Raw genomic sequence first — 18,877 nt, forward strand, 5'->3', positions numbered from 1 at the left:
CGCTTAATTGCAACTGGGCAAGCTATTTTGGCCACATTGGCTGTTTTGAAGAAAATTTTGTTGATTTTGGCTGGTTGAGTTTAAGCCAAGTGTGTTGCATTGAAAGGAGGGATTGCAGGCTAAATTCAAAAAGCGTAGCTTTCCTAAACCGTTATTGTAAAAGCTACTGATGTCTCCAATGGTAGTGAGCGAATTGTTTTCTAAATACAGGGTTGTAAGGGTACTGCCGCAACTAAGGCCCGAAGATGTTCCTAAAATGTTATTTAGTTTGTTGTACGATAAATCTACATAGAAGAGTTTATTTTGAAGGCTGATGTCGAAGGTGGAGAGCTGGTTGTGAGACAAATCCAAATAATTGATAAAAGCACTGGCATTAAAGGCGATATTGTTGGTGATTTTATTATTGGAAGCATCTAAATAATTTAGCGTTTTTAAGGTATTGAGGCTTAAGCCCGTGAGTTGATTATTCGCTACTTTGAGTTGTTGGATGGTGGTGAGTTGGGAGAAAAAACTACCGTTATCACTCAAGAGATTGCCCGAAACATCTAATTGTTGTAGGGCCGTAAACTTCTCCAACCCTCCTAAATTACTGATACCTTGATAAGGGCAACTCACCTGATATACTTGCGCAGCTGTGGTAACGCTGATATTCCTATTAGGGTCGTTAAAGAGTTGAAGACTGATACATTGCTTTAGTTTTGGGTCACTAAAAGCTACAGAAGCCGCAGTATCAGTACCGCTACTGCAATCTGGTTTATACCACATTTTTTGTTGTTGTGCAGGTGAACTACATCCCGCAGTCGTCCAGTCGTTGGGAATACTCCATTGGCTTCCTGCACAGACCGCATAATCACCGTTGGGACAAGTAACTTTCTGCCCGTTGAGCGGTGGAAGTACCGTAGCTCCATACGCTAGCCCATTTATAGCCACGGTACCGCAATACGTACCAGAGAGAGTACTACAGCAAGAATCTGCCAGAAGCATGACTGCATTGGCAAAATTGACTTGATAGACAATTGCATTGGCAAAATTGGCGCCTCCCAACTGCGAGCATGACAAATCTACCCCCGCGCCACCGTTGGGGGGCACATTGAAGGTGGTATTCTGGAAATTAGCATTTTGTAAAATAGTCCTTATAAACTTTACCCCTTGCAATACCGATGATTGAAAGTTTGCACCGGGCATGGTTGCCCCCGAAAAATCGGTGGTGGCTAAGGTAACGTTATTGAATTGGGCATTCTGCAGGTAACTGTTGTTGAAAGATACTCCGTTCATGCTGGCATTGTTGAAGGTGGTATTGTCCATACCTGCCCCTGTAAAATTAGCTACGTTATAGATGCCGCCAGATTGCCCGTTTGTGTAGTTGAAGTTGACACCCCGCAAATTAGCCCCTGCAAAATACGCTCCTGTAAGTGTGGCATATTGCATATTGGCATTGCTAAAATCGGCTCCATTGTTGAACTGACCCCCTGATAAATTTGTACCCCGTTGCCCATCACCTGACTGATAAAAAACTGCACCGCGCATCGAAAGCCCCTGACCCACCACGTTAGTAAGATTGGCCAGGTTTATTAAAACACTGTCCATGTTGGCATAGGAAAGCGTGGCATTTGTCAGGTCTACCCCCGTCATTGTACAGTGGCGCAAATCGAAACTGGTAAAATTGATCCCTTTTAGGATACCATTAGTAATGTTTTTGCCCTTCAAATTAAAATTTTTGGAGGTCATGCCCGATAAAATAGTATAACTCAAATCGGTCATTGCCCAGTAGGTGTAAGGCCAATTATTGATTGGAAAATTGACAAAGTCAACCGTCGTGTAGTTGAAACGAGTACGAATATTATCAGGAGACGACTGAATGGTCATGACAGGACCAAATTTTGCCCCAATCAAGTGAGCACAGGATAAGTCTGTAGCCTTAAAAATGGCAAATTGCAGATTAGCATCGGTCAAATCCGCAGATTGAAAACACGTATGATCTAACGTAGCGCCCGAAAAGTCGGCATTGGTAATGGTAGCCCCTTTGAAATTGGCTCCCTGTAAATTCATGTTTTGAAACTGTGCCCCTGTAATGGTAGCCCCTTGGAAATTGGCATTAACCAAGGCATTTGCCCCCATTGCCATAAAGTTATGGTTTATCAGGGTTTGATTGGCATAATTAGGCCCGGTGGGATTTGTGGCTACGGTACAGCTATTGCAGTCGGGAGGAGTAGATTGGCTGTAGGTTTTTGGCGCAAAAAATAACGACAATAAGAACCCAAGGCATGGGTACCATACAATTTTTACATTCATTGATCTATGCAAGTTTTCAATAACGTTGAAGTAATTTTGTCAAAATTAGGTTAAGATTCTGTGTCCTTGTTAGCTCAAATTGGACATTCTTTAACTCAAAATGGACAAATCTCCTTTATGGTAGGCTAAATTGTAGGATTTAGTAACGCAAAACATGTAATGATAAAAAAGAGCCCTAGCATGGGATAATTTAGCGATGCCTTTAATATTGCAAATGGGACTTTTGCGTTAAAAAAAAGGGGGAGTCGTTACAAAAGGGCGGCAGTGTATTTTGCGCTGTATTCAAACTTGTCGGGCAGTTACAATACAGCGTAGCTGTTTAAACTTTTATAATAGCTCTGCCGTAAGCGTCTCTGCCAGCCTTAGCGTTATGGGTAGCAGTACGTACGTTTTCATTTCAACATCTCCGCCGGTGCGCAGTTCTTTCGGGCTTTGGTGCGATAGCTCAACAGTGTATTTGACTTTGCCGGTGGCCACCTCCACGAGCTGGGTTTTGAGCGTGGCGGAGCCTTTGGTGTTGTATTCTTCGACCGTCCCCGTCAGCACATAACTGACTTTGAGTTGCTTGCCGACCCGCACCGCAGCGGCCGTCGAAGCACCGTTCACCGCTGCCAAATCAGCTTGTGATGCCTCCCTCGTGTGCCTGACATCCACGACATGAACCCGGTTGGTTTTCATAAGTCGGAACGCGATGCTGGCCTGAAGCTGCCGCTTGGCTTCGGCAGTCATCCCCGACGCGTTGAGGCGGGGGGTAAATTCGACCACCGCTACCTTCACCTTCTCTGTTTTTATGGACGACCCTATAGACGGCGACTGAGCGAGTGCAACACCCGTCAGGGTGATTCCCAAAATAACGGCTGCAAATAAGTTATTCATCATTCTTTTCATTTTGTAATTGTTAACTGATTTTGAAGGTTCCAAAAGTTATGAATCAAATTTATTTTCATCCCATTCAATTCCCGGAGGAAATAATTCTGCTCTGTGCTTTCGCATTTCAATGGCAATTAAATTACTGTTACCACCTTCCTGTTCCAGTTTTGAAATAATGGTCAGATAACTTTTTTCATCTCTGTTTTGGCTCAATTTAAAAACATTCTCTATCCTATCGGCTTTCATCTCAAAACCAGCAATTGCCGGCATCATCTTTTTTAAAAACGCGTCCGGAAGGTTGTCATAGATCGTCGGCGAGGTACTGTTTCCCCCTTCAAATTTTAAGGTCATTTTTTTCATTAATTGAATCAATTCAGATTCAGGCATAAATTTTATTTGACCGTGAATGTGTACACTCATATAATTCCAGGTTGAACCAATGTGTGGATTACTGTACAGAGAAGCACTTACGTAGGCATTGGGGCCTGTAAATACAATGAGTGCGTTGGGATTTTCAACGAAAGCTTTATGGTGGTCTGTATTACGCATGATGTGTCCCTGCAAAAACAATTCACTTTGTCTTTCTTCAATCATTACTGGAATTTGTGTAGCAACTGGAGCACCTGACAAAGTGTTCCCTGTCAAAAATGCAAATGGATATTCTTCCATAAAATCCAATATTGCCTGTCGATCCTTTTCTTTAAAATAAGAGAAATTATACATGTTAGTTAGTGTTTTTTGATTACGTATCCGCTGAATAGGTGTGCGTTATTGATTCAGCGGGTACGTAAACTGAATGACTTCCATGGCCGCACCGCCCGTTGTTCGGTAAAAGTCAATGGCCAGACTGTCTTCTTTATCTGCCTGTACAAACAATTCCTCTGTACCCAAATTGCGGCAGTATTGCATCAATTGCGTTAGTAATTTCGTACCGACACCCTGCCCCTGATAGGTTGTACCAACCGCTATATCATACAGATAAACCACTGGCTTTTCCGAATGATATTGGGGTAAAATGTAGGCAGTTAGACCACCAATAACCTGATTGGCAAACTGGGCGACGAAAACGACAAAATCAGGTCGGGCCAACAGGCGACGCAAGTGTTCGGGCTGGGCTTTCGTTACCTTGTCGGTTTCAAAAACGTCTCTGAATAGGTGAATCAGCTCAATGAATGGCTCCACTTCATCACCTGTCAATTTTTTGACTTCAACATTCATGGTGATAGCATATAAGGATTTATGTTAGGTTGGTTCTGGCATCGCAAGGCATAAAGGAGCCAGATATGCACGGCTCCTTTATGCCGCTTAGTTTTTCAGAACTTTGGTCGTATAGGTCTGATTCCCAAAGTTTACCTTCACTAAATATAACCCTGCTGGTACTGGCATTCCGTGCCGGTCAGTGCCGTTCCATTGCACCCCTTTTTGACCCGATGCTGTGTCATTCGGGGTGAACGTAGCGACAGGCACGCCGGCCATGTTGAATATGTGCACCGATACGGGCCTTCCCACCGCAAACGGGTAGTTGATTTCGGTCTGCTCCTTAAATGGATTGGGGTAGGCGTGTACCTGGCGGTCTTCAGCCGATTCCCGAACGAATGATGGAGAAGACCCTTCCGCCAACAACTGCGGTGAGATGGTCGGTTCGGCAGCCTTGCGAGCCGAGGAAAAGGGCACTCCCATCCTGACCGTGCCCACGGGTGCCCGCAGGGTCATAGGCCGGTTGAAGGTGGATGGACCGTAGTAATCGCCCCGGGCGAAGTACACCTGTGCCCCAGCTGGGGCATCGCTAGCCGCTTTGTTTTCGGTACGGAATGGTTTGTGAATCTCCCCAGTACCAGGATCGAAAAGGCCTTCGGGGTCGACGTACACGGAATTGTTGGAAAAAAAACTGGCAAGGCCATTTCGGAAGCCGTCGCTCCGGAAACCAGGTCCAATGGCGGGATTTTCTCCGTCATTGCTGCTGAAGTGTACTCCGATTGCTACATTTGAACCCTCATAAGTAATAGGAGCGCCATAGGCAAGGGAATAGTTATTCATGGAATACACCACGAACAGGTCACGGTCATCGCTTGCATAGGGAAGATCATATTTTAGGTAGGTGTTCTGCTTCTGCAGGGATGTTTGCGTCAACTGCAGGTTTTTGAAGTTTGAGAAGCCTTCCAGCACAGGGCCATCAAAAACCCCATAATGGAACAGGTCGACCGACTTGTCCTCTAGATTGTCAAGAATGTAATTGCTCGGATTTGTAGCGATGCGAAAATATTCCTGTTGGCGTTCACCAGGCCGCAGCCCTGTACCATTTGGAAGTGCCTCCAAAACACCCCAACCTACTTTCGTTATGTAACTCTCCCCATTGAAGACAAACTTATGATACCCCTTGACTCCGCTCCCCAAATTTAAAGGATACTGATCCTGAGGGGATGGGTGCTGGATGGTGTTTCCAACGGAAGGGGGTACATTGAATTCAATCACGTCATAACCGATGTCAGAGGTTGTCACGATGGCCCCATTCGGTGCAATCCAGCCAGTACCGCCCGCAGAAATTCCGTTGGTAAAACGGCCTACCGCTTTGGCGTAAGGATACATTTCGGTAATGTTCGCTGAGGTTGAGGTTGCTGTCTGGACTGTGGTACCGCCTGTTTTTGCCCCACGCCGAGGATTCCCCGCCTGTCCGACCTGCGGGTCGGTGACCCTGACTTCAGAAATGCGCACCGTGTTGCGGTCGCCGGGAGCGGTAAAGAGCGATACATTGAGCGATTGGCCGTTGAAGTAGGCCGAGCTGTAGTGCCAGTTATCGAGGTCCTGTTTTCTGAGTTCCTGCCGGGCACCGTCGGCACCTTCCAGCACTAGATAGCTGCCTTCGCCCAATTGAGTACCCGCAAAATACAGCCTAAGAAAGGTCGTGTTTGGCTGCGTTACCTGCGTCAGGAACCGAAGTGTATTGTGGTCGGACGAATCGGCCTGATGCTGGAACGAGTACGGTAGCAGCTTTTGGGCTACCGCTGAAACGCTCAACAGGCAGGCCAGACCAATGAGTAAAAGATTGATTGCTTTCATTTTTTTGCTGTTTTTTGGAAATTTTACTGAAGACTAACCAGCACAAGTACCAAGCCCCTGCCTGTTTCCAACGAGGTCATGGCTTTACCCAGGATAGCTCCCTGGGCTTTCCCAGAGTCGGTGGCTTTCATGGCGTGGCCGGTTGTAGGCGAAGTGGTGAGCAAATCGCCTGGCCGGATGGCCCCGTACTGTGCATCGACCCGACAATAAACGCGTCCCGTAAGGGCCACAGGGTGCTGCCCGCTGGCAAGGGTACCCGCCTGCCCCATCAGCATACCTGGCTGCACGTCGCCCGCTCCACTCACAATACCAGCCACCGTTCTGTCATAGGCTTGGCTGGCCACCCGCAGCTGTCCGGGTTTATTGGGGTCAATACTGACCACCGTACCGGGTAGCAGCGTTTCGCCAGCTTCGATGTCGAAGTGTTCGGCTAGGTCTGAACCGCCAGTGATTTCGAGTATTTTGGTTGAGGTGATTCCGTTGACCTGCAAGGTTTTGGAAGGCGTTGTGAGGCCAATGCCAACGTTCCCAGCGGGGGTAATCACCATCGTCGCATCGTCTGAACTGTTCGTTTTGGAGAACACCAGCTTACCCGCTCCTGCACTCCAATTGCTGTTGGCTACACCAATCCGCCAGGCAGCTCCACCGGTACCAGGGTTGATGAGCTTGAGCTGCATATCGCTTTCCGAAGCAATACTAAACCGGGCTTCGTTGTCGGTCGTACCCACTTTTACCTTACCCCCACCGTTGGCGATGTGTACGTTCTGTTCCGAATCGTTGTTGATGTACAGCGGGTCGCTGCTTTCGATCTGGTTGCCGTCCAGTGCCAGCATATGAATGTTGTCGCCCACTTTGGTGTGCAGGCGCAGGGCACCGTCGGCCACATAACTACCCGATTTAGCGGCGTTTTTTCCGTAGATGGTAAACACAACTGGGTTGTCGGTGTTGATACCCATTCGGGCCATGTCGGGGGCCAGGCCAAACAGCAGGTCACCGTTGTGCCGGATGCGGAAGTGGTTTTCGTTGTTGATGGACCAGGTTGCCGAAGACGAACCGTTCGCCACGGTGCGCCGAAGTTCGATGCCGGCCGTAAGGGTGGAAAGAGAAGCCCCTCCCAGTGAGCTAACCCGTAGATATGTGTCTGACGTACTATGAATGTCTAAGTTCCGATTAGGATTTGACAGGCCGATTCCAACTTTGGCTGGAGGATTGACGTACAGGTTGCCGTTTTGAGTCTGCCATTGGGCCTGCAGTTGATTGGAGCTGAATAGAAGGCTGGTAAAGCTCACTGCTGTTAAGAGGTTTGTGAAATACTTACGCATGATTTTGAAAATTATTGGTTTAATATTAATGAATTGAAAACATGGCTTGCCCAACCCGGAGCGGGGGTCTGCTCTGGGTAAACGTCGTTTGGATTTTAGGAAATTATAGGTCGAATCAGGTATTCAGTACGGTCCGATACACTTCACTAGGTGGTTTACTCTGGTTGGAAGTTGACTCGAAACAGAATCGCCAAAAAAGCCCGCCTTTTGGGGAGCCCTGAGCGCGTCGGTGTACGATATGTAGTTTGCTAACTGCTGCTCCAGAGTAGCTTTCGGTGCTTCAGTTTTGCGAATTTTGTCAGCTTAGCATAGGCTTGCGTCGTCAACAAGCTTATCAGCGTAAGAAGAAGAAAAGACTTTTTCATGGCTTTGTTTTTGGTTAATTACTAATGAGAGGCCTACTGCTTTTAGGTAATTCAGCGAATACTTTACGGCGGTAAAGGTAGTGCAGGTTCACACCAAGGGGCTGACACTCATCTCCCATATCATAGCACTGGTGTAACATGTGCTAAGTTTCGACAAAAACAAGCTGATTATCAATGGTTTGTAGTTGTAGGATTTACTTATTAATTTCTTTTTGCCTGATAAATTCGGAGGGAAGCATCCCAAATTGGTCCTTGAAACACTTTGAGAAATAGGAAAGATGGTTAAAACCCGACAGATAGGCGGCCTCGGCAATCTGGATACCGGGCTGTTGCAGGAGGTCGGCGGCCCGTTGCAGCCGGATGCAACGGATAAAATCAGAGGCCGACTGGTCGGTCAGTGCTTTCAGTTTCCGGTGCAGTTGCATCCGACTCATACCCATCTCGCGTTGAAGAATTTCTACACTGAAAGCCTCATCGGTCATGTGTTCGTCGATGAGGCGGATGATTTTTTCCAGAAACTCGGCCTCCCGGTCGCGTACGGGTGCGCTTGTCGGTTGCAACATTACTTCCCGGCTGTACTTTTTGCGCAGCAGATTGCGCTGGGTGAGCAGGCTGTTGATGCGGGCAATCAGCTCATCTAAAGCAAAGGGCTTAGCTAAGTACTGTTCAGCCCCACCCTCAAACCCTTCCTTCCGGGAATCGATGTCGTCTTTTGCCGTTAACAGGATAATCGGAATATGACTGGTCAGATCGTCTTCTTTTAAGTGACGGGTCATTGAAAAACCGTCCATCCCGGGCATCATTACGTCAGAAATAATCAGGTCAGGAACCAACCAGCGGGCCATTTGTAGACCTTCATCACCCCGCATGGCCTGCATGACCCTGAATCGGTCGGAGAGTTGCTGTCGGAGGTAATTGTTTAGTTCTGGGTGGTCTTCTACCAACAGGAGTGTTGGCTTGTCTTCCCCGCTGATGTCGGTCTGCTCTTGCTCTGTCAACTGGCCGGGCGCAGTCATGCCAATGCCGTGGGGTACCCTATCCACTCTGCTTGCGTGCTGGGTTGTATCGACAGCCAGCGGCAGCAACACCACAAAGGTACTGCCTGATTCTGGCTGACTCTCCACATAAATCGATCCTTTGTAAAGTTCAACCAGTTCTTTGGTCAGCGCCAGTCCCAGGCCGCTCCCGCCGAAAGCGCGTGTTTGGGAGGAATCAATTTGAAAGAAGCGGTCGAAGATGCGGTCTTGGTGTGATTCGGGAATGCCAATGCCCGAGTCGCGAACGACCAGCCGGAGACCAGTTTCGGGTTCCAACTCACCCTGTATTGTGACTTGACCGCCCACTGGTGTAAATTTGATAGCATTGGACAATAAGTTATATACAATTTTTTCGAGTTTGTCACTGTCGTAGGCCATTAACGGTTCAGTTGTCGGCAGCTGGATCTGATACCTGATCTTCTTAGCTTCGGCCATCGGCTCAAAGTAGCGGGCTGTCTGATAAAGGAAGCCAATCAGATTGCCCCATTGGTAGTTCAGCTTAAGCATACCCATTTCGGCTTTTGCCAGATCAAGGAGTTGATTTACTAGCCTTAGCAGTCGATTGGCGTTGCGCTCCATCATATGAGTTTCCTCTGGGCTGATGGCTCCCCTTTTCTGGAGTGGTGCCAGAATTAACTGAAGTGGGGTCCTGAACTCATGGGATAGGTTGGCAAAAAACTGAGATTTGACCCGGTCTAACTGCCGGATGTGTTCCGCTTCGATTTGCAGAATTTTGGCTTTTTTAGCCTCCTCATCTGCTATAGCTTGAGCAATTTTGCTGCTACAGATGGCCGCAATGGTTTGTAGCGCTTCCAAATGATGTTCTTTAAAAAAACCTTTTTCAGGATGTTCTGAGTCAATAACCCCAATTACTTTATTTTGGAGCAAGAGTGGCACCGTTAATTCAGCCAGGCGCACTTCGTCGTCCACGACGTAGCGCGGGTCCCGCGTGGTGTCAGTTACGATTTCTGGCTTACCCGTTTGAGCGACACTCCCCACAATGCCTTCTCCAAGAGGTATCTCCAGTGGGTTAAGGATTGAATAGGCTTCTGGATTTTTATTACCGTAAGCGGCTTTTTGGACCAGGGCAGTTTGTTCGTCATTGAGCAAATAGATCACGCAATCGACAAAGCCCAACCGGGCGATGCAGTTTTTAGCCACATCCCACAGAATTTCATCCACCGTATTTTTGCCGTAAAGCGAGCTGGCGAAGTAGTGGATTGTTTCGTCTATGTCTTGTCGGTGTTGAAGGCTTTGCGAAAGTTGGTATTGTTCATTTTCCAGCGAAAGCTTAAGGTTGCGCTGCCGGAGTTTGTACCGATTGAAAAGCAGATAGCCAATCAGTGCCCCTAGCAATACGAAAACAATTAATGAAACGATCAGCGTACGTTGTCGGCTTAATGATGCCTGCTGAGCTTCCAGACGAAGTTTTTGCAAACTCAGTTCACGGTCTTTCTGTTCACCTTGATAGCTGGCTTGTAGGTCAGCAATCTGCCTGGACAACTCCGCTGATTGCAAACTGTCCTTCAGTTCTTCGTACTGCTTTAGGGCAATCACGGCTTTCTCAGGATTCCCCAACACACCATAAATCAGGGGTAAGTTGGCTAGGGCCTGTTGCTGAAGACTTTTGGACTTGATTCGGTTGGCGATGGCCAGTGTCCGCTGCGTATACTGCAGGGCTTGCTGAAAATCACCCATATCCCGGTAAAGAAGGGCTAAATCCAGGTAAGAGCCGCCGATGTTTAATTGATTGCCTTTTTTTAGGTCAATGGCGAGCGATTTGTTGTAAAACTCCTTGGCTTTACCGAACTCCCGGCGAATACGGTAAATTCTCGCTAGGTTATGAAACGTATTGCCTACTGCCTGACTATCCCTCTGGGCCATTTGTATATTCAGGGCCTTCAGGCCAGATTGCAGGGAGCGGTCGTAGTCTTTCTGGTCGAAGTACACGTTTCCCAAATTGCCATAGATGGCCCCGAGCAAAGCGGTGTCCTGCTCGGCTTCTGCGATTTTCAGGGCTTGCAGGTTAGCCTCAATACTAGCATCATACAGTTTCAGGTAGCGGTTAATGACGCCCACTGCCATATACATGCGGCAGACGTCGCGCTGCTCACCCAGCTTATGGAAAATAGAAAGCCCGTTTTTGGCCGCATTAAGGGCACTGACGTAGTCGTCTCGTTCGGCATAGATGCGGGCCAGCCGCTGAAATGCTTTTCCTTCTGATAAAGTCAGTTTGTTTTTTTGGGCCAGCGTCAGGGCGGTTTTTGCGGCAACTAACGCTTTTTCGGGCTGTGAAGAAGTGAGTTTTTCAGCCCGTTCAAGGTGCTGGTTTACGGTTTCCTGGGTATTACCAGATTGAGCCCACAAAAAAGTGTCTCCCGTAGATAAGAGACCGCAAAGAAATAGCCAAAAGCGTAGCGTCATGGTTATCAGCGTGGTACATGGTGTTGAGAATCCTCTGCTGATTGAAATATAAGAAGTTTTTGTAGAAAATGCGCCATCGTTTTAGTGATAAGAAAAAAGTTAACAGCTTAGTAAACTGGAAATTGAGCGAAAGAAGCAGACGTTCTTGTTAGGCATTATCAACCGACAAACCATATTTCAATAAATTATGCAAAGACGCCAAACATTCGTTCGGCCAGAGAAATTAAACGTCGGTTGCCTATACAATCCTTAACTAGTTTGAATTAGCACTCTGGTTTATGTTACTGGTCATATACTCAAGTATACGTCTATTCATGATTGACCATCAATAAATGATTTCTTTTTACACAATACATACAATTGTTTAGATACAGACAACATTATGAATTATGCCTTAAAGTATAGATGTCAATCCAATGATTCAAACAACTTTTATATGAACTGTATTTTTGGCGGTTCATCTAGTCTAGATGGCCTTCCCTGTGTTTTCGCCTTACCTGGAAGCTGGTCAATTTGTGAAGCCTCCGCAGATAGGTGTTTCGTCACCGATTTAAAAAATATTTATTTTTTTGGTACAGTATTCCCAGTTTAATCCCGCTGATGTTAGCTGAAAAAGGAGCATAGCAACTGACTTTTAACATTTCAAATAGTGATTTTATCATTTGAGCCTATGATTTCGCGAATTGGGAGAATAAAGCTTTAAGCCTACCTGACCATGCTTTACTTTTGAAATTGTAAGTCTACAGCCATTCAAACACCTTAGCATTAATCAATTATGTCTTCTAAAAACTTGTGTGTATTCGCCTTGTTGGCAGCCCCATTTTTATGTATAGGCTTTTACGTTGAAGAGTACTATCCACCCGCCGCAAACTCTCGGTGGACGGGAGCTTGGGGGCTTATTTATATGACTGGGTGGATGGCTAGTCTGGTAATTCTTCAACGGCACAAGCTGACTGGTAACAACCGTTACAGCCGAAACATCACTTGGCTGGTAGTGTACACTTTAATATTGGCCAATATTTCGAATTTATGGCAATTGATGGCACCTACTTACAAGCCCTTTATTTTCTGGATGTTCGATATTGGGTGGCCATTAGGCAATATTTTAATGCTAATAGTTGGTGTAGCTGTACTGCGTGCCAATCGATTACGTGGCTGGAAACGTTGGGTTCCGCTGGTCGTTGGTCTTTGGTTGCCTTTTTCTTTTGCCGTACAAGATACCCCTCTAGGGTTACATCTAAGTAGCATTTACTCATTGGTTGGCTGTTCTCTATTAGCATTGGTTTTATATCGTGAAACAACACTACAAAAGGATACTGACAACTGTATTAGTGCCTGAAAGGAAGAAATCATCAAGTGTCATTACTAATACATTACGACTTGAGGTATTCCATCATGACTGTATGCCATAAACGATACATAGTTGGGGTATCTCCTTTTCGTTTTCGATAAAGTTGGTAGCATTTCAGACAATCGCTCCTTATCGGACATCAGGTAGGAGTTTCTTTTGTCTCAGAAAATCTACAATTGCTTATTTAAACAAACTTTAATTATCACTCATGAAACCTGCAATACTTACAAATATTCCTACAGCCTCGGTATTTCCAAGCACAAACCATACAGGTTTAGGCAGATAGCACTTATTCTAAACAATAACAGATAAAATATTTTAACCCAACGTAGTATGATAAGCTTACTCAACTCTAACATCCTGATAATCCTTGCGTGTCAGATACTATTTTCTAGTTGTACGATCTTCGATGAGGAGCCCGCTTCAACAACATCCAAGAAAGGCCACTTAGTTGGAAAAGTCCTAGACGATCAGGACAAACCTTTACAGGGTGTTCAAGTTGTAGCAGATAACAACTGGCTATATAACAGCAACCTAGTGGGCATTACCAATGCTGATGGTACTTATAGTATAAAGCTACCTGCAGCAGCCAGTACCTATACAGCCTCGGCTGAAATTAAGACAAACTATAACGGTATAGCCTATAAATTTCGGTTACGACCAGAAGAAGTAGGAGGTTTTACTCAGGATGGTGCGGTTCGGAATTTTAGGTGGGTTTTGTCTGGTGAGTATCCAGATGAGCCGGGCCTCTACTATGGCGGTACCATTACGCTAGACAAAGTAATTGGTAGCTCGCTATTTGATGTCGAGAACATTGAATTTACACTGACTCCAGTAGGCAACTTGGTAGACGGGTCTGTGGGGAAAATTCTTACTCGGCGGTGTGGTCCTCCTAGTAGTGACACGTTTGGCCAATTAGTGGATATACCAATCGGACGCTATAAGATAACGGCAGTTCATAAGCCAACGGGTAACCGCGTTTTGGTCCGAAATAAAAACGGGGCATTTTCTGCCGATGGTTCGGTTACGCTGGATTTTTACGGAGAGAAATCCCCCTGGTTTTGTTCTAACTGCATGATAATAGAATATGGCGAATAATCTAGTCTATCTCGTTTTCTTAGTTGTCTACATGTAAAAAAAATCTTAATGGAAAAGACCAACGTTTCGTTTCAGCTCACCCCTGAAGCCTTAGCTCATCCTCAATCCATTTATCAGTTTCTTCGGAGCCACAGTCCATGTCTTTACGAAGCAGGCTCTTTTTGGATTGTCACCCCTAGTCATGATTGACACAATCGCGTACAACCCACGAGAAATTGCCGCTATCCGCACCGCAACGGGTAAAAGCCAAAAGAGATAATGCCGTGAGCGACTAAGTTTACCTTTTTGGTGGTGTAAGGGTCTAAGGCCATTTTATTTAAAACTCGCTTCAGCAAAATATCGATCTAATGCATTGTCGATAACTGGAAGGAAATTCCCCTTTTCGCTACTTAAAGCATAGTAAAGCGGGCGGTAAGGTAAGGGCGTGACTCTTTTTGGTGGCAAAAGAGTTTTTTGTTGGATAACAGTGCCCTTCCGACGATTTATTTCTCGAACAAAGTCGGAACATTTCATTTCTCCCCGATTGCTCAAATGCCAAATACCACTTTCATTATCAATTAATAAATCGAGTGCCATATTTACCAAATCTGGGGTGTAAGTAGGAGAAATAATCGTATGCGCTGAATCAAAAAAGGAATAATGATTTTCCAAATAACTTGAACTACCGTCACCCAAATCCAGTGATTCCCAAGGGCTGAAGCAAAATCCACGGCGAATGATTAATGCTTGACAATGACCCCCCACCGCCATTTCCTCAATTTCAACCATGTTTTTTCCGAAGAAGCTTTGCGGCTTCACATCATCACTCTCCAAATAGGGGCTGTTCTTGGTACCATCAAATACCAATACCGAGGATAGTGTAAGTGGCTTTATGTTGTATTTTTCACAAATAGCGATTAACTGTCTCATCTCCTTTACCTGATGCATCATGCTATTCCCAACTTTCTGCTCATTATTCATCCTTTTTGTATAATCGGTAGCATTTACAATGGCCCAAGGCTTATAGAGAAGAACAGCTTCCTCTAAGCTACTACCGACTCCATCATTCCTTAACTGATGGTTGAGCACCTGGTACTTGATTCCCCGCTGATGGCAACTCACTTCAAATGCCCGGCTCAAAGAACCATTATCCACTAATAGCAATAAGGGAGGCGAAGACACCTCCACTGGTCCGTCTATACTTTTAGGCAACGGCGGGTGAATAAATCGGCTTTGCTTTTGCCACCATCCCTTTTGTTGTAACAAGGGATGATAATAGGGAGTGCCCGTGCTCAATGCCTTTACATAGTGCGCCAAAGCGGTTTGCCGGGGCGCTGGCGAGCGCAAATCATAAATACCAGATTCGTATTCACCATTAGGTTGAGTAAGCAATTTGTCCCACCCGTATGCACCTAGCAGTGACCATACGGTAAGTGCTTTTACGGTCACTTTCTCCTGATTTAATGCTACACAGATGTCCCAAACGTGTTTCAACCACCGCAGTTGTTCTTCTCGGGTACAGTGCAGATGAACCTCCGTTAAGGCAATGTCGATGGGATAACGTTGATGAAGTTCTTTAAGCAATATTTTTAAACCCGAAGGTTGACCATGATTAATTCTAACCGCTTCAATGTCAGAGTAAGCTTCTTTGCTGTTGCCGCCATGAAGATGAGAGGGATATAAAGAAAGATTGTCGTCAAGATAGCGTTCTGAGGTAACATAGTGATTTACACCTAATAAATCTGGGGGACATGGGTTGTCTGAAAAAAATAAAAGCATTTTTTCAGGGATACCTAAATCAAAAAAATAACTCCACAAGGGATGATGACGATCAAAATTGCCCATTAGAAAATCATAGGTCAACCACCGCCGTTGATTTTCAAAATCGGCTTGATATTGTAACGAAGGGGTACTGTAGGTTTTGGCTAAATCTTCGGTTTGAATCAATTTTGCGTCGGGGTTAATTTTCCTGATTTCTTGCATTGAAAGGACGATGCCTTTTAATTGATTCAGTAATATCTTGGCAAAGACTACATCATTTTTGGCATGGGGGTGCCAAAGTCCGTACAAACCTGCAAAACGCGCCGTCGTTAATGGCTCATTGATGGGTTTATAATGGGTAAGCCAAGGAAACTCATTAGCGACTTGTTTCGCAAAAGCACTCAGCCCTTCGGCAAAACCATCATCTAATAAATGAGTAAAAGAAGGACCGCTCCCGTGATGAAGCAGTCCAACTATTGGCAATATGGAAAGAGAACGCAACTTGTTTAGTTGTGATGCTGCCCAATCCCACTGGATGAGAGATGCTAGTTGGGGCTGATAACGTTCCCAAAGTAACGGATAATGCAAGGCTTTTATACCTAAGCGAGCAAAGTGCTCAATGTCGTCTAACCGTTCATAATGTTGACTTTGGGATAATTGATCAATAAATATATCTCCTACCCGGTTATAACTACATTCCATACCAGCCCAGATATCTGGCTCGAAACTTTGAATATTTTCAGAAGTCATACACTATTTTCTTTGAACATAGGCCTACCGATATCCGTGCTTATGTCAGACAAACCATGGGTCTGCAAAATAGCCTTAAGGTTTTCATGTTTTGGTGCCGTATCTTTTTTTGTTTTCAACCGATGGCGTACCAAAGCGGCCATACTTGCCCATGTAGCATCCCAAGAATTATCATGGAGAAAGGCATCCACTCTTTGCAACCAATGTTGCTTATCAGTTATTGCCAGCTCTTTTTCTGTACATTCGATAAATTCCTCTGGGGTTTCGACAATGTGCACTAAGTCATTTTTTCCGTACGTATCCACTATATCTTTTATGGGCGTTGAAATGACTGGTTTGCCTCCCGCCAGATATTCAGGGGTTTTGGTAGGACTAATGTAACGTGTTGATTCATTGCGGGCAAATAGGCAGGTAGCTAGGTCCCAACCCGCTAAATAAAGCGGTAATTCTTCATATTTTTTGCTGCCTAAATAATGGATATTATCCTCCTGCGGCAGACTGGTTGAATCAATTTTGACAATAGGACCAATAATAATAAAATGCCATTGCGGGCGCATTTGAGCCACGTTCTTCAGCAGCTCTATGTCAAATCGTTCGTCTACAACCCCATAAAAACCGATGCGGGGATGAGGGATTAGCAATTGATCGGCAGGTTCTTTACTGTATTTTCGCGCTTGGTAGAAGTGGGCTTTGTCAATACTACTGGGAAAACAATAAACGGCTTCATGGACCTTTTTTTTAGCTTCAAAAATGCTTACCCCTCCCGTAAAAACGATATCGGCCTTCGCAAAAAGCGCTCTCTCTTTTTGTTTCAATTCGATGGGTGCAAACTTAAAGGCCGATAATTCATCCATACAATCATAGACGATAAGACGCGGCCGAAAAATGTCGCTGACGTCCAGCGCTAAAGGAGTATAGTACCAAAATAGATAATTTTTGATTGATTTTTGATAAAACAATACTGTTAATAATTTTTTTTGTCTTTCCAATATACAGGCAGTGGAAGAGGAGTGGAGAAATGGAGTAACAACCCAAAGATTTTTTTGAGGTGAACTAAGCTCGATTTTATCAATACCTTCGTATAAAATGGGTTCTTCAATAAAAAAAACGCGCGAATCATGCGCAAATCGACTCAACAAATGTTGCGGTCTTTGGTAGACAAAATTCCATCGCAAGTGAGAAAAACATACAATGTCTGTTAATAATTGCTCCATAATAATGCTTAATAATGGTGTGACATAATTTAATTCATAAGCTGTTAAGGCCGACAATCGGGGTAAAGTCGGGGTAAAACTGAAAATTGTTTCTGTAGGCTCATAAAAGAACAATACCACCATTTGCTGGAATAGTTGCTGCCTATTATTGGGACATTCAATTCCCGATGGGGTAAGAGTACCCCATTTTTTTGCCAATTGTACATATTTAATCTTCTACTATTTCGCTGTTTGGGAACGTTGAGCATTCTGAGTTTTTGTGACTACCTTTCGGGGATAAGTAGTTAAAAATACGATGGATAAAACCGCTAAAAATTCACTTTGCCAAAGCTAAAATGATTCAAACCGAAAATCGATTTTTGAGCCTTATACCTGGCGTATTAACCGTTTGGAACAACAACTTTAAATAATTGCTTGACAAACTGGGGCACTACCATCAGCCCGACTTTGTCATTTAATCAGTCAGCCAGTGAGTTCCTCTACTCTCTTACGCATTAGCCGTAAGACACCACCATTGGAGCAGTCTGTGGTTAAGTGTTTAGGGGTTGATGATTTTGCTTTCAGGAAAGGGCGTCAGATTATGGGGATGTGGCGCTTTCAGCAGGAATTTCAATTCCACTGGAAGATGTACTGATAGATAATGAACACGAATTTCGGGTAAAACTGCATTTGATTATCAACAAAGAAATAGTGTATGAATTGGCCCGTTTGGGTGCTGGAGTTTGTGTGTTAGCCCCTGAGCGATTAGTCAGAGAAATGAAGGAGTTTCATGAAGCTGCTTTAAAAAAGTATCAACACTGATTATCCCTTGAAAACGATAAGGGTATCATTTTGTGTAAATGTGGTGCAAGAATAACTCTGTCCAATTTGTAAATACAGACCACCTCGCCTTTGCGTAGTTGACTCATCATCTTTTCCAATTCAGGTCGGTCGGCTTTGATACCCGAGGCTTTTTCCTAAAAGCTCATTTCGCAACTCGCTTTGGTGATGTCATCGCAGGGTGATTCTAAATTTTAGTCTTTGACGGTCGGCCGCTGCCGTCGAGACCCGAGCATAACCGATAAGCATTTGTATAGGTTTAGTCAACTATCTTTACTATTATTTATACTTTGATTGATATACAAGTTTTATTGACTAAAACGGTCAGTTTTGGGGTGTTTTGCGAAGTGGGGAATGGCATGGTAAAAAAGTACTAATAAACCCGCGTTTTCTTGTACTTGCAAAACTGTGTGTATTGTCCTAAAATTAGTTGACCGTTTTTAGTTAATCCTGAAATATGTTTACCGTTTTCTTCTTAGTCCGAATTTAATCTATTTTTTCTCTTTCCGTTTAGAAGGATCGTAATAGTTTTTCCAAC

The 18,877-nt window shown here is 44.9% G+C and carries 14 protein-coding genes; 4 read left to right on the plus strand and 10 right to left on the minus strand.

The window, feature by feature from the left end; genetic code table 11:
• Nucleotides 1-3: 3 nt before the first annotated feature.
• The 7 genes from DVG78_RS28115 to DVG78_RS28145 form a co-directional block, all read right to left on the minus strand.
• The gene (locus DVG78_RS28115) at nt 4-2,292 is read right to left on the minus strand and encodes a pentapeptide repeat-containing protein (protein WP_114464342.1); all 2,289 of its coding nucleotides are present in this window, start codon (nt 2,290-2,292) and stop codon (nt 4-6) included.
• A 327-nt stretch (nt 2,293-2,619) separates the two neighbouring features.
• On the minus strand, nt 2,620-2,946 hold the full coding sequence (locus DVG78_RS29955) for a hypothetical protein (protein ID WP_147277194.1): 327 nt from the start codon (nt 2,944-2,946) through the stop codon (nt 2,620-2,622).
• A 270-nt stretch (nt 2,947-3,216) separates the two neighbouring features.
• Nucleotides 3,217-3,885, minus strand: a complete 669-nt coding sequence (locus DVG78_RS28125) for an FMN-binding negative transcriptional regulator (protein ID WP_114464344.1) — start codon at nt 3,883-3,885, stop codon at nt 3,217-3,219.
• Between the two features lie 45 nt (nt 3,886-3,930).
• Nucleotides 3,931-4,380, minus strand: a complete 450-nt coding sequence (locus tag DVG78_RS28130) for a GNAT family N-acetyltransferase (protein ID WP_114464345.1) — start codon at nt 4,378-4,380, stop codon at nt 3,931-3,933.
• A gap of 87 nt (nt 4,381-4,467) precedes the next feature.
• Nucleotides 4,468-6,219: a T9SS type A sorting domain-containing protein gene (locus DVG78_RS28135; RefSeq protein WP_114464346.1), complete on the minus strand. Its 1,752-nt coding sequence runs from the start codon at nt 6,217-6,219 to the stop codon at nt 4,468-4,470.
• A 23-nt stretch (nt 6,220-6,242) separates the two neighbouring features.
• On the minus strand, nt 6,243-7,541 hold the full coding sequence (locus DVG78_RS28140; RefSeq protein WP_114464347.1) for a hypothetical protein: 1,299 nt from the start codon (nt 7,539-7,541) through the stop codon (nt 6,243-6,245).
• A gap of 559 nt (nt 7,542-8,100) precedes the next feature.
• Nucleotides 8,101-11,367: an ATP-binding protein gene (locus tag DVG78_RS28145; RefSeq protein ID WP_114464348.1), complete on the minus strand. Its 3,267-nt coding sequence runs from the start codon at nt 11,365-11,367 to the stop codon at nt 8,101-8,103.
• 775 nt (nt 11,368-12,142) lie between these two features.
• On the opposite strand from DVG78_RS28145, the gene DVG78_RS28150 reads away from it, so the two are divergent.
• The 3 genes from DVG78_RS28150 (at nt 12,143) to DVG78_RS30140 (ending at nt 14,005) form a co-directional block, all read left to right on the plus strand.
• Nucleotides 12,143-12,706 carry a hypothetical protein gene (locus tag DVG78_RS28150; protein ID WP_147277195.1) on the plus strand — a complete coding sequence of 188 codons (564 nt, stop codon included), beginning with the start codon at nt 12,143-12,145 and terminating at the stop codon, nt 12,704-12,706.
• 345 nt (nt 12,707-13,051) lie between these two features.
• Complete coding sequence (locus DVG78_RS28155; protein ID WP_114464350.1) at nt 13,052-13,816, plus strand: carboxypeptidase-like regulatory domain-containing protein; 765 nt, start codon at nt 13,052-13,054, stop codon at nt 13,814-13,816.
• A gap of 48 nt (nt 13,817-13,864) precedes the next feature.
• Entirely contained in the window at nt 13,865-14,005 is a 141-nt protein-coding gene (locus tag DVG78_RS30140; RefSeq protein WP_158550132.1) for a hypothetical protein, read from the plus strand.
• Between the two features lie 123 nt (nt 14,006-14,128).
• Here the strand turns inward: DVG78_RS30140 and DVG78_RS28160 are convergent, their stop codons facing one another.
• A complete protein-coding gene (locus DVG78_RS28160) occupies nt 14,129-16,306 on the minus strand; it encodes a family 1 glycosylhydrolase (protein WP_114464351.1) in 2,178 nt (725 codons plus the stop codon).
• Entirely contained in the window at nt 16,303-17,718 is a 1,416-nt protein-coding gene (locus DVG78_RS28165; protein ID WP_229598338.1) for a glycosyltransferase, read from the minus strand. The genes DVG78_RS28160 and DVG78_RS28165 overlap by 4 nt, the downstream gene beginning before the upstream one ends.
• Nucleotides 17,719-18,108: 390 nt before the next feature.
• Here DVG78_RS28165 and DVG78_RS28170 point away from each other — a divergent pair, with 390 nt between their 5' ends.
• Nucleotides 18,109-18,321, plus strand: coding sequence for a WCX domain-containing protein (locus DVG78_RS28170; RefSeq protein WP_114464352.1), 213 nt, complete (start codon nt 18,109-18,111; stop codon nt 18,319-18,321).
• On the opposite strand, the gene DVG78_RS30690 is transcribed toward DVG78_RS28170, so the two are convergent.
• A complete protein-coding gene (locus DVG78_RS30690; RefSeq protein ID WP_374755739.1) occupies nt 18,312-18,431 on the minus strand; it encodes a hypothetical protein in 120 nt (39 codons plus the stop codon). The two genes, DVG78_RS28170 and DVG78_RS30690, sit on opposite strands and share 10 nt — an antisense overlap.
• Nucleotides 18,432-18,877 lie beyond the last annotated feature (446 nt).

The sequence above is a fragment of the Runella aurantiaca genome, assembly GCF_003339505.1.
Classification (GTDB): domain Bacteria; phylum Bacteroidota; class Bacteroidia; order Cytophagales; family Spirosomataceae; genus Runella; species Runella aurantiaca.